The sequence below is a fragment of the Limnohabitans sp. TEGF005 genome, assembly GCF_055394835.1.
The window spans coordinates 293089-305201 of the sequence record NZ_AP029226.1 but is presented as its reverse complement, the minus strand read 5'-3'; the positions used below and the strand labels follow the sequence as shown (position 1 = coordinate 305201).

Annotated in this window: 10 protein-coding genes; 1 reads left to right on the top strand and 9 read right to left on the bottom strand. The window is 57.3% G+C overall.

What is annotated here, in order from left to right; translation table 11 throughout:
* Positions 1-4: 4 nt before the first annotated feature.
* The 9 genes from ACZ5RG_RS01390 to ACZ5RG_RS01350 form a co-directional block, all read right to left on the bottom strand.
* Positions 5-1045: an ABC transporter ATP-binding protein gene (locus ACZ5RG_RS01390; RefSeq protein WP_298598200.1), complete on the bottom strand. Its 1041-nt coding sequence runs from the start codon at positions 1043-1045 to the stop codon at positions 5-7.
* Between the two features lie 5 nt (positions 1046-1050).
* Positions 1051-1884 carry a carbohydrate ABC transporter permease gene (locus tag ACZ5RG_RS01385; RefSeq protein ID WP_298598197.1) on the bottom strand — a complete coding sequence of 278 codons (834 nt, stop codon included), beginning with the start codon at positions 1882-1884 and terminating at the stop codon, positions 1051-1053.
* Positions 1881-2729 carry a carbohydrate ABC transporter permease gene (locus tag ACZ5RG_RS01380; protein WP_315138032.1) on the bottom strand — a complete coding sequence of 283 codons (849 nt, stop codon included), beginning with the start codon at positions 2727-2729 and terminating at the stop codon, positions 1881-1883. The genes ACZ5RG_RS01385 and ACZ5RG_RS01380 overlap by 4 nt, the downstream gene beginning before the upstream one ends.
* A 153-nt stretch (positions 2730-2882) precedes the next feature.
* A complete protein-coding gene (locus ACZ5RG_RS01375; RefSeq protein WP_298598191.1) occupies positions 2883-4160 on the bottom strand; it encodes an ABC transporter substrate-binding protein in 1278 nt (425 codons plus the stop codon).
* Between the two features lie 293 nt (positions 4161-4453).
* The gene (locus tag ACZ5RG_RS01370) at positions 4454-6607 is read right to left on the bottom strand and encodes a glycoside hydrolase family 31 protein (RefSeq protein ID WP_464447602.1); all 2154 of its coding nucleotides are present in this window, start codon (positions 6605-6607) and stop codon (positions 4454-4456) included.
* Positions 6604-7644: an ABC transporter ATP-binding protein gene (locus tag ACZ5RG_RS01365; RefSeq protein WP_315235177.1), complete on the bottom strand. Its 1041-nt coding sequence runs from the start codon at positions 7642-7644 to the stop codon at positions 6604-6606. Before ACZ5RG_RS01365 ends, ACZ5RG_RS01370 begins: the two co-directional genes overlap by 4 nt.
* Positions 7645-7680: 36 nt before the next feature.
* Complete coding sequence (locus ACZ5RG_RS01360) at positions 7681-8721, bottom strand: carbohydrate ABC transporter permease (RefSeq protein ID WP_298598182.1); 1041 nt, start codon at positions 8719-8721, stop codon at positions 7681-7683.
* Between the two features lie 10 nt (positions 8722-8731).
* Positions 8732-9709, bottom strand: a complete 978-nt coding sequence (locus ACZ5RG_RS01355; RefSeq protein WP_298598178.1) for a carbohydrate ABC transporter permease — start codon at positions 9707-9709, stop codon at positions 8732-8734.
* 105 nt (positions 9710-9814) lie between these two features.
* A complete protein-coding gene (locus ACZ5RG_RS01350; protein ID WP_298598174.1) occupies positions 9815-11086 on the bottom strand; it encodes an ABC transporter substrate-binding protein in 1272 nt (423 codons plus the stop codon).
* A gap of 182 nt (positions 11087-11268) precedes the next feature.
* Here ACZ5RG_RS01350 and ACZ5RG_RS01345 point away from each other — a divergent pair, with 182 nt between their 5' ends.
* Entirely contained in the window at positions 11269-12105 is an 837-nt protein-coding gene (locus ACZ5RG_RS01345; protein ID WP_464447601.1) for an alpha/beta hydrolase family protein, read from the top strand.
* Positions 12106-12113 lie beyond the last annotated feature (8 nt).

Genomic DNA, 12113 nt, shown 5'->3' with positions numbered 1-12113 from the left:
TCTATCAAACAATGACCAAACGTCCGCCAGCGTCATACCAGCGGATGCGGGTTAAATCAGGTTGCAAGTGCAATACCTGCTTGGGGGACAGCGCCATGTCGGATGGCAAAGCAGCCCGAAAGACGCCCTGCGCCTGCAATGCGGTGACCAATGTATGGGCACCCAATGGCTCAATGACATCGGCCTGCAACTTCAGCCCCTCATCTGCCGGGTGCAAATCTTCGGGTCTGACACCCAGCGTGAGCGCTGCATGCCCAGTGGGCCCGCTCAAACGCATGCCTGCCACTTCATAAACCCCATCTTGCACAGCCTGCGCAGGTAGAAAGTTCATGGGCGGGTTGCCAATAAAGCCCGCCACAAAAGTGGTGGCCGGATTGCGGTAAATCTCAATGGGCGTGTCGCACTGAACAATCACCCCCTGGTCCATGATGGCGATCCGATCGGCCAGACTCATGGCTTCGACTTGGTCGTGCGTCACATAAATGGTGCTGGCTTGACTCTTGGCCAAAATAGTCTTGAGCTCGGCGCGCATTTCCAATCGAAGCAAAGCGTCCAGGTTGGACAGCGGTTCGTCCATCAGGATGACTTTGGGCTCTACCGCCAATGCACGCGCCAGGGCCACACGCTGACGCTGTCCGCCAGAAAGCTGCCCCGAATACCGGTGCAGCAACACTTCCAGGTGCACCAACTCGGCGACTTCCTGGACCTTTTTCTCAACCCAGGCCTGTGGTTTTTTTTGCATGCGCAAACCAAATGCGATGTTTTCAAAAACCGTCAAGTGTGGAAATACAGCGTAGTTTTGAAACACCATGGACAGACCGCGGTCCCTGGGTGCCAAATTGTCAATGCGGTTCTCGCCGACGTGAATATGACCGCCATCCGCAGTCTCCAAACCGGCCATGATGCGCAGCAAAGTGGATTTGCCACAGCCAGATGCACCCAGTAAAACCAAGAATTCTTGGTCAGCGATTTGCAGATCAATGCCTTTGAGAGCACGGAACTCACCAAAGGATTTTTCGATATTTTGTATTTGAATCTGAGCCATTTTGTTCATCGATTGGAAATGCCCCACATCGCAAACATGTGTTTGCGAATCAGGAACATGAAAACAGCTGCCGGCAAAACCAGCAGGGCACCACCCGCAAACTTCAAATGCAAAGGCGCATAGTCCAAACTTTGCAGCAAGAGGGCCGTGAGTGTTCTGTTTTGCACGGTCAAGACCGAAGCAGCGAACACCTCATTCCAGGAAATAATGAAAGCAAAAACCGCCGAAGCCACCATGCCGGGCAAGGCCAAAGGCAGCACCACACGTGTGAATGCCTGCAGTTTGTTGCAGCCAAAAACCCATGCGGCTTCTTCCAGTTCAACCGGAATGCCTGAGAACAAGGAATAGGTGATCAACACAGAGAACGGCAAGGCCAGCATGGTGTGAACCAAGGCCAAACCCATCAATGAGTCGTCGATGCCCAGCCGAATGAAATAAACCGTCAATGGCAAAGCCAGCAGTGGCAACGGAAACGCACGCGTCAACATGATGAGCATGCGAAAACCACCCTTGCCCTTGAATTCATAGCGCGCCAAAGCGTAGCCCGCTGGCGCACCCAAAGCGATGGCCCCCACCATGGTCATCACGGCCACCGCCAAAGAATTCAACAAGGATTTCAAAACGCCTTCGTAGGCCAGCAAGTATTGGATGCTGCCCATGTCTACGGCGGGAATCCATTTTTTGGGGAATGCATTGACAGCCTCTGGCGTCGACAAGGCATTGGCGATCAAAAAATAAATCGGCAGAACAACCCACAAGCAGACCAAGCTGGCCCCCGTCACCAAGATCAACCGGGTACGGCGCTGTCTTTGCGCCAGCGTAAGCACTGAACGGTTCATGTCGAGGCTCCTGGCGGCGTGCGCAAGACACGCAGATAAATGAGGGTGGACACGATGGACACGCCCAAAATGACCATGGCCATGGCTGCCGCAACAGGACCATCTTGCAAATTGAATTGCCAGTTGTAGGTCTCACTCATCAAGACCGGGAACTTGGTGCCCGACAAAGCAGCCACCACTGCAAACACCTCAAAAGCCAAGATGGTTCGCAATATCAAGGCGGTTTGCAGACTGGGCTTGAGCAAGGGCAAAGTCACATGCCTGAATTTTTGCCAGGCACTGGCACCAAACACATCGGCCGCTTCGCCATACTCTTTGGGTATCAGCCCCATGCCGGAGACCAGAATCACCAAAACAATCGCGGTTGCCCGCCAGACTTCAGCCAAGACAACGGCCAGCAACAAAGTGCCCGTGTTTTGAAAAGCCAAGAAATTAAAAGGCTCAGAGGCCGCACCCAGTGAGACAAGCACCGAATTGAGAAACCCTGTTTGCTCAAAAATGGCCAGCCAAATGATGCCGGCAGCCAAGTCTGAAATACCCAATGGCACCGTCCAGACATACAGCAACAAATCACGGCCCTTGCGTATCTGGCTCAGCATTTGGGCCATGGCCAATGCCAACACCAATTGCAAAGGAATCACCAGTACGGCCAACCACAAGGTATTTTGGAGGGCAGCGCCAAACTTCCAGTGCTGACTCATTTGTTGAAATGCCGCCAGCGAAAACCCGCCGTTGGAACCGGTAAAGGCCAAGCTGGCGACACCATAAAACGGCACGACAAACAGCGCCACCGTGAAAAACGTTGCGGGCGCAATCAGCCAATAGGGCAATAGACGTTGATTCATGTTTTCATGCTTCAGGGGTTAATCACAACTGTCCAACGTCATCCCGCGTGTTTCGTCATTCCCGCGCAGGCGGGAATCCATCTCTTGCGCCAACGACCTACCGCGCAACACTGGATTCCCGCGTTCGCGGGAATGACGGGGATTTAGAGAAACTCACTTAACAGGGCAAGCGCCCACGGATGGTTTGTCGGGTTCCCAGCAAGGCGCATTGGCTTCTTGCATGAGCTTGCGCAAGGTGGCGGCTTGTTCGTCCAGAACCGCTTTGACCGGTTGTCCGGCCAACACCACACGTTCAAAGGTGTCTACATAAACCTGGTTGAACTTGCCACCCAGTGCGCCCAAGCCCACAGGCAAGAGGCCTGGGTTGGCGTCTGCTGAACCCGCTTGCTTGCTGATGGCTTCAGCGGTGATGCGCACCGACGCAGGCATGTCTGCCGGAATCTTGACGTCCACTGTGGGGAAAAAGTTGGTGGCGCGCAAGGTGGCCAACTGCACTTCGGGTGTCATGAGGTAGGCCACCAGTTTTTCTGCTCCGGCTTTGTCGGGCGCAGTTTTGGGAATGGCCAATCCAGCCAACACCGGCATAAAGCCTCGTCCTGTTGGACCGCTGGGTGCCGGGAAAGCCACAAAGTCATTGGGCTTTGCATTGAACGCATCGGCCAACCGCGCAATGTGGTCAAAAGCAACCCAGACTTGCTCATTCTTCAAGGGCTCTTGCATCTGGTTAAACCCAGTGGACGATGCGTGCGTGTATTTCCAGAGTTCTTTGAACATGTTCCAACCCGCCTCGGCGCCTGCAGACCGAAACTCCGTGACCATGGAGTCTGCGTAAGAGGGGTAGAGATAGCCTTGGAAGAACCGGTGCTTCAAGCCTTGTGGGCCAGCCGGAAAGCCAAACTTGGGGCCACCGGTTTTTTCAGCCAGATTTTTGGACCATGCCACCAATTGGTCATAGGTCAATTTATTGATGTCTGCGCCAGCGGGCAAATAGGGCAAGGCTTTTTTATTGGCCGCCATGACAAAAGTGGCCTGCATCCAGGGGACATACTTTTGCTCTGTCGTGCCGAGTTTGCCGAGTTTGACAAATGCCGGACTGACTTTGGCTGTGGCACCCAGTTTGCTCAAATCTTGCAAGTCTTTGGTATTGCTCGACAAACCACCGTGCAAAGCGCCCAGCAAACCAATGCTGCCTTTGCCCGCTTGCAATTCGGCGTTCAGACGGGTGAAGTAAGGACCGTCGTTGTTGGTCACGAATTCGACGGGCACGGGGCTGTTCTTCAGGACCACCTCGCGCACATCTTTTTGCTCGTTGACCGGCGTGGCCTGGGTTGACCAAAACAACACCGATTGCGCATTGGCCGATGCCGTTGCCAATAGCGACAGTCCGAATCCGACCAGCAACTGCGCGGCGGGACGTTTCATCTGTTTCATCCAATTCTCCTTGTGCAATATCGGGCGGTATCGTCCGAAAAGTAACCGGTTCAAAACCAGTCCAAAAACGTTTTTGGAAAATGGAGTGTCTCAACTTGCCGGACTCAAAAAAAGGGGGTTTACCCTAGTTTTTGAGCAAAAAAATCAAACAAGGCGTCAGAGGTATTCAAGCAAAGGGAAGGCGTTGCACAGGCAAGCGCCAGCGCGGTCGGTCACATTCGACAGACGCTGCATTGGGGGCAACTCAGATTCAGCCTCGACCACCTTGCCTTGGGTGGTCGAGTTCAGGGGTGTCAGAAAGCCAGCGTTTCCGAGACAGGATCATCGAACCTGGGCAAAGCCCCGGCTGAGGCATTCGCCACAGGAATCTGCGCACCAGAGCGGGCGAACAGCGGCAAGTGGTTCAAGGGCGAACTGACGCAGTGTTCGGTGCCCGCCGCCAAGGGGGCGCGGGTGTAAAAATCAAACCAGCTTTCGCCCGGCGGCAGCTGGGGCAAGTAGACCCGGCGTTGCGTGGCGCCTTGCTCCACGACGGGTGCCACCAGCAAGGCATCGCCCAACATGAAATCGTCACAGTCCTGCAGGCAACGCGCATCGTTCGGGAAATTGAAAAACGTGGGCCGAATGATGGGCTCGTGCTTTTGGCTGGCCGCTTCAAAGCACTGCCACATGTAGGGCAACAGCCGGTAGCGCAATCGGATGGCCTGGGTGACCGCCTCCGTGACCTCCGGGTGCATCCAGGGCAAATTGCTGACATTGCCCTCTTTCCATGAATTCATCACCATGCGTGGGTTCAGGCTACACGCCTGCACCCAGCGCAGGAATAATTCAGGATCAGGGATCGGCCCATAAAAACCACCCACGTCATGCCCGATATTGAACATGCCCGACAGGCTCATTTGCAAGCCGGTGCGGATGTTCCACTTCAAACTGGCCCAGCTGGTGGTGTTGTCACCAGACCAGGTTTGGGCATAGCGCTGCAGGCCTGGAGGCCCCGCACGGGTGATGGTGAAGACCAAATCATCTTGCCCGGTTTCGCGGGCATGGGCTTGTTGCGACTCAAAGGTGGCACGCGTCATCAGCAAACCGTGCAAAGGGCGGCTGCGGTGCATGGGAATGGTTTGCCCCAGGCCTGCGCTGAAAGCGTCTTCGGCCTGAATGGCGTATTCGTTGTTGTCGTTCCAGCCCACGTCAATGCCGCGTTGCAAAATCTGCGCCTTGAGCTGTGACTGCCACCACTGAATGGCCTGTGTGCGGGTGAAGTCCAGGTGCGAACCCTGGCCATCCCAATAAGGCTCGACCACAGGCTGGCGCGTGTCTTCGTGCTCGATGAATGCACCTTGCTTGGCCAAGTCGGCATAGGCCGGATGGTCGTCCAGCAAGCATGGCTTGAGGTTGGCCACCAGCTTCATGCCGGCGGCATGAAATTTGGCGTTGACCCGTTCAGGATCCGGGAACTTGCTGGTGTTCCAGGTGAACACATAGCGTTGCTTGCCCCGACTCGAATAACCTGAGCCATAGTGGAAAGACGAGATCGGCACGCCATGCTGCTGACACTCGTCGACAAACGACTCCAGCAACTCTTGTGCATTAGGCGAATCGGCCAAGCCCATGGCGGTCTGGGCAAAGCCCAAGGTCCAGCGGGGTGGCAGCAAGGTGCCGCCAACCAGCTGCACAAATTGCGCCACCACCTGTGCCGGTGTCTCACCCACCATCAGGTAATAGTCCAGATCGCCATCGTCAATTTCGGTGGTGCGAAACAAGCCGTGGTAGTTGTCGTGCTCGCAGCCCAGATCGAATGTGCAAGCGGACAAGGTGTCGTAATAAATACCGACCCACAAACCGTCGACCGTTCGGGTCATCAAAAATGGCCAATGCTTGTACAGAGGGTCGCCACGCTCCGGGTCATACCCGATCGAGTCCTGGCCCAAACAACGCAAACGTCGGCCATGCAAGTTCAGCGGCCCGGTCTTGTCGCCCAGTCCAAAGTAATGCTCGCGCGGATCGCGCACCACACAGTGGCGCACCAGCCCTGTGCGCTTCTCGCTCAAATACGCACTGGTCACACGGTCGGACTGAAAAACCTTGCCGCTGCCGGGCTGCGACCATTCCAGACGCACCGGGTCTCCGTTGCCGCCTGTCCAGTGCACCGCCAGCTTGCCGGTCTGCAGACCTTGGCCGTTCGCAGCCGCCGTCAGCTGGGGCCGCGCAAAACCCGCCAAACTGGCGCGCTCTCGGCCTTGCCAGGCCACATCTTCGCCTGCGACCGGGGCAATGGCCCAGGTTCGAGGTTCTTTGTAATCTTGTGCAGGTTGCCAGCTCACACGCGCCAGGGTGTCTGACAAAAACACCAAGCGCAGTTGACCACCCGGGGTGAGCGCAGCGACCGCATCGGCCTCGGGTGCGCCAGGGTGGGCTTTCCAGCCAGAAGTGGCAACGGGTTTCATACAGCCGCCCTTTCAATGCGCTGGTCTTGTGCGTCAAAGACATGCAAATGGTGTTCGGCCACACGCATGTGAATGGTCTGCCCCGCCGACAGCGCGTGCTCGCCATCGACCAACAGCTCCACCCGAGTCTGGTCTTGCAGCTCGGCATGCACCAAGCGTTGGGCGCCCATGTACTCGGCGTGGCGCACAGTCATGGACAAACCCTCACCTGGCCCGCAAGCCAGCCAATGCTCGGGGCGAATGCCCACTTGATGCGCCTGCGATGGCACCCACGCTGCCAAAGCAGGGCAGGCGCGAACCAAGGCAGCAGGCACGAAGTTCATGCGCGGGCTGCCAATGAAACCGGCCACAAAGGTATTGCAAGGTTTTTCATACAGGGCCACTGGGGTGCCCACCTGCTCCACCAGACCGGCCCGCAACACCACAATCTTGTCGGCCATGGTCATGGCCTCCACCTGGTCATGCGTCACATAAACCATGGTGGCGCCCAAGCGCTGATGCAGCTCACGCAACTCGCTGCGCATGGACACACGCAACTCGGCATCCAGGTTGGACAGCGGTTCGTCGAACAGGAAAATCTTGGGGTTGCGCACAATGGCGCGGCCAATCGCCACCCGCTGACGCTGACCGCCCGACAGCTGGGTTGGCCGTCGCTGCAGCAAGGAATCCAGCCTGAGCAAACTGGCCGCCTCATGCACCTTGCGCTCAATTTCCGCACGCGGCACCTTGGCGTTTTCAAGGCCAAAGGCCATGTTGTCATACACCGTCATGTGCGGATACAGCGCATACGACTGGAACACCATGGCACAGCCACGCTCGGCGGCCCCGACGTCGTTGACACGCTGACCGTCGATCAGCAAATCACCATCGGTGGGCGAATCCAGCCCGGCGATCATGCGCAAAAGCGTGGATTTACCGCACCCGGAGGGGCCGACAAAGACCACAAACTCGCCGTGGGCCACCTGCAAATCCACGCCGTGGATCACCGAGGTTTGGTCAAACTTTTTATAAAGGGCACGCAATTCAAGAGTGGACACGATCGACTACCTGACAAAAATATAAAAACAAACCGCTCACTTCACCCCGGCACCTGCAATGCCGGTGGTGATGTAACGTTGAAGGAAAGCAAACACCAAGGTGACGGGCAACAAGGTGATGACCGTCATGGCCAACAGGTAGTGCCACTGGGTGTTGAGCTCACCCTGGAACGAGTTGAGCGCCAGTTGCAAAGTAAAAAACTCGTTTTTGGACAAAACGATCAAGGGCAGCAAGAAATCGTTCCAGCGCCACATGACCGAGAAAATAGCCAGCACCGCCAGCGCGGGTGCCGACAAGGGCAACACGATGCGCCAATAAATGCGCCACTCGCTGGCGTGGTCCATGCGGGCCGCCTCGATCAGCTCGTCCGGAATGGTCAGCATGTACTGCCGGAGCAAAAAGACCCCGGTGGGCGTGGCCACCGCCGGCAAGATCACGCCCCACAAACTGTTGAGCAAGCCGACATGGTTGATGACCAAAAACACCGGCACCAAAATGATGGTGGGCGGAATCATCAGCGTGGCGATGATGAGGAAAAACACCCCCTTTTGCCCGCGAAACTTGTATTTGGACAAGGCAAACGCGGCCATGGAATTGAAGAGCAAGGTCAGCACCGTGGCCACCACCGTGATGAACACGCTGTTCCACAGGTAAGTGCCAAAGGTGAACTTGCCAAACAACTCGGTGTAGTTGCCCCAGGCGAACTTCAAGGTATTGACCGGTTCGCGCTGACGGATGTTGACCTGCACCCGCTCTTCAGGTGCCGCAGGGTCCACCATGGTGGCCATGATGCCCATGCGCTGAACCTGGGCCATTTCGCGTTTCCGGCCATCGTCCAGCGTCACGGTAAACAGCGGCAAGGGTTTGTCATGCCCCGCAACCACCACTGTTTTTTGTGTGTAAGGCATGAACGTGGGCGGAAATTGCCCAATCGCCGCCTCGGTCTTGAACGAGGACATGACCAGCCAGACCACCGGCGCGAACATGGTGAACAAACCCACCACGAGGTAGGTGTAACTGAGCACGTCGGTCCAATCCAGACGCTGACGCCCTCGTGTACGCAACAGAAAATTCATCCAGCCCATCTCAGCGCCCCTTCTGACCAGCTTCGCTGGCCCGCGTCAGACGCAACTGCGCCAAAGTCAACACAATCAAGAAAAACGCCAGCGCCAATGAAGCTGCCGCAGCCAAACCGTACAAATGGATTTGCTCCGCAAATCCGGTCTGGTAGATGAACTGGACAATGAACGTGGTGGCCGATCCCGGGCCGCCACCGGTCAAGACAAACACCTCGTCAAAAACCTGCACCGCGCGGATGGCGGCCAGCACCAACACCACGATCAGGTTGGGCATCAACAAAGGCAAAGTGATGCGGGTCAAGGTGCGCCAAGGGCTGGCGCGGTCCATCTCAGCGGCCTCGTACAAGTCTTTCGGAATGGCCTGCAGTCCGGCCAGCAAAATCAGGGTGTAAAAACCCATGTGCGCCCAGATCGACACAAACACGGTCCAGAAAAAAGCCCAACCCGATTCGGTCAACCACTGCACGGGCGACATCTCCAGCGCCACCAAGCCAGCATTGAACGCGCCTTGGCTTTGCAACAACCATTTCCAGATCAATGCCACCACCACGGGTGACAGCAAGACCGGGTAGAAAAACACCCCACGCCAAAACCCCCGCCCCAAGATTTTGCGGTTGAGCACCAGCGCCGTGACCATGGCCAGCAAGACCATCAAGCCCACCTGGATGAAACTGAACTTCACGGTGTTGAAAATTGCACGCCAAAAGACGTCTTTGCGGCAAGTCGACAAGTCGAGGTAGTTGCCGCATTCAAACAAAATCTGAAAATTCTCAGCCCCCGTGTACGGGCGGCTCAAGGGCATCAACTGCACGCCGCCCGTCACCGCGTAGATCAGGTTGATCAGGATTGGCAAAAAGCAAAACAAGCCAAACACGATCAGGTTGGGCGCGACAAACAGCCACCCCAGCCGCTGCAGACCCAAGCGCTGCTGCCCGAACCTGAAAAAAGGTTCCAGCAAATTGAAAAAGAAGGCGAGAAATCTCATGAAAAAACCTCACCCCGCCGTCAAAGCGGGGCGATCTGCAAACCAATGGGGAAGCGGTGTGGGCATTTCCATGCCCACACCTGCGTTGCCAAACTCAGCCCAGACTTACTTCTGGGCTTGCTTGACGGCGTCTTGCATGTCAGAGGTGATCTTGTTGACCGCCTCGTCCGTGCTCATCTCGCCCACAATCGCCTGCGTCACACGGCTGACCGTGGGCAACATGATGGCGCGGTTGAACTTGTAGCCCTGGAATTGATAGGCCACTGGCGCGAGTTGCGCCACACCCGCACTGAACACGCCCAAAGCGGCTTTGGCTGCAGGCTTGGCGCTGGCGTAGTCCACGCCTTTTTTGGCCAGACCGGCGTGTGCGGGAATGTTGTTGGTGCGGGCACTGAACTCGGCATAGGCTGCCTCAGACGCCATGAAGTCCATGAAGGCACCCACTTCTTTGGGTGACTTGCTGGTTTTCAAGGCCACCCAAGCCGCGCCACCGGGGATGCCCGAGCATGCAGCTGGACCGCAAGGGTTGGGCACCGCGACCCAGTCAAAATTACTGCCCACTTTGTTTTGCAGGTTGCCGATCTGCCAGCTGCCAGCCAGCACCATGGCCACGTTGCCGTTGATGAACTCATCGATCGACGAAGCGTAGGTCGAACCCCCTGTGCCGGCCCAAACTTCGCGCATCATGCCGCCGTCTTTGTGCCATGCGACAAATTTGTTGACCGTGTTTTTGTAACCGGCATCGATGACGGGGTTGCCCTGGGCATCAAAGATTTTGGCACCGTAGCTGATGGCAGGGCCTGCAAAACGGTGGCCCGAACGGTCCCAGGCCGCAGCGGCCTTGAGTTGGGTGGCCTTGGCCACTTTGCGGCTGGCCTCCATCCAGTCGTCCCAAGTGGCCTTGGCACCGGGCATGGGCACTTTGGCTTGTTCAAACAAGGTCTTGTTCACGAACGGGCCGGTCATGGTCAATTGCGACATGAAGCCGTAAATGCCTTTGTCGCTTGCGCTGGGGCGCAGCCAAGGGGCGGTAGCGCCAAAGTTGTCATCCCAGTATTTGCGGTTTTTGAGGTGTGCAGAAATGTCCATGTAGTACTTGGACAGGCCACCCAGATCGGTCACACGCGCAATGTCCGGGCCCTGACCTGCGGCCAACTGCACCGGCAACTGCTCCACAATGGTTTTGTAGGGCACGGTGTCAATGACCACCTTGGTGCCGGGATTTTGGGCCTCAAAGCGCTTGGCCAGCTCGGCGGTGACCTCGCACTCCACGCCGTCCTGGTAGCACATGACGCGGATCTCTCCTGCATGGGCAAAACCCGCCAAAGCGGACAAACCTGCGGCCAAAGCCAGGGGACGAATAAAAACAGATTTCATGGTTGACTCCTCGTTTAGTGATGAAATGAATATAGTTCAATGACGCTGAAACACGCTTATCGTTTACACGAATGCTGAATGAATCGACTCTCCCTTCGCCGCATGCGACGCCACACCTCGCAGCTCTCGAGACCCTGTTTGGGGGCTTCGTGCCGCATGACGGGGTTGTGCAAACGCAGCGCATGCACCGGCTCTTGCAAACCGACCGCGAGTTGCAGTTGTGGCGCGTCAGTGTCGGCGGGCCTGCTTGGATCAGCTGGACCTTGACGCTGATTTGGCCCCGCCACGCCAAGCGCTGCCCGGTGCTGCTCAGTCCCGATGCTTGCTGGCCGCATGTTTTGGGCAACGACGCCGTCTCGGCCACACTGCAACAAGAGACTGCGTTGGCCTGGTTCAACCGCACCGAACTGGCTTTTGACAATGACACCGCGCAGCGCGAAGGTCCGGTCTTTGAACACTGGCCACACCTGAGCAGCGGGTGTCTGGCGGTCTGGGCTTGGGGCCTGCAATTCTGTGTAGATGCCTTGCGGCAGATCAACGACGGCCGAATGTCCGGCATCGCCGTGGCAGGCCATTCCAGAGGTGGCAAAGCCGCCTTGCTGGCCACGGCCCTTGATGACCGCATCGACGCCGTCATCGCTCACAACAGTGGCACCGCCGGCGCAGCGTCTTTGGCCATCACCCCGCCCAGCGCCGAAAGCCTGAGCCAACTGGCGAGCCAATTCCCCCACTGGCTGGGCCCGGACACCCAGCAAGCGGCTGTGCGCGAGCACCTTATGGCCATCGATGCCCCCCGCTTTTTGCTGGAACACATCGCTCCGCGTGGCGTGTGTCTGCTCCAGGCCAGCGATGACCTGTGGGCCAACCCCGAAGGCACCCGGCACATGGCCGAAGTGCTTGGCCCGCATTGGCAAGGGCACCCTCGCCGATTGCAATGGCATGGGCGAACAGGCGGGCACGCCATGACCGCTGCCGACTGGCAAAAGGCCGCGCATTTTGTGCGCGAAGTTCTGGGCTGATGCAAACG

Excerpts from the sequence above, each read along its gene's own strand:
- ACZ5RG_RS01390 (WP_298598200.1), bottom strand. The coding sequence starts at position 1,045 with ATGGCTCAGATTCAAATACAAAATATCGAAAAATCCTTTGGTGAGTTC.
- ACZ5RG_RS01385 (WP_298598197.1), bottom strand. The coding sequence starts at position 1,884 with ATGAACCGTTCAGTGCTTACGCTGGCGCAAAGACAGCGCCGTACCCGG.
- ACZ5RG_RS01380 (WP_315138032.1), bottom strand. The coding sequence starts at position 2,729 with ATGAATCAACGTCTATTGCCCTATTGGCTGATTGCGCCCGCAACGTTT.
- ACZ5RG_RS01375 (WP_298598191.1), bottom strand. The coding sequence starts at position 4,160 with ATGAAACAGATGAAACGTCCCGCCGCGCAGTTGCTGGTCGGATTCGGA.
- ACZ5RG_RS01370 (WP_464447602.1), bottom strand. The coding sequence starts at position 6,607 with ATGAAACCCGTTGCCACTTCTGGCTGGAAAGCCCACCCTGGCGCACCC.
- ACZ5RG_RS01360 (WP_298598182.1), bottom strand. The coding sequence starts at position 8,721 with ATGAATTTTCTGTTGCGTACACGAGGGCGTCAGCGTCTGGATTGGACC.
- ACZ5RG_RS01355 (WP_298598178.1), bottom strand. The coding sequence starts at position 9,709 with ATGAGATTTCTCGCCTTCTTTTTCAATTTGCTGGAACCTTTTTTCAGG.
- ACZ5RG_RS01350 (WP_298598174.1), bottom strand. The coding sequence starts at position 11,086 with ATGAAATCTGTTTTTATTCGTCCCCTGGCTTTGGCCGCAGGTTTGTCC.
- ACZ5RG_RS01345 (WP_464447601.1), top strand. The coding sequence starts at position 11,269 with ATGCACCGGCTCTTGCAAACCGACCGCGAGTTGCAGTTGTGGCGCGTC.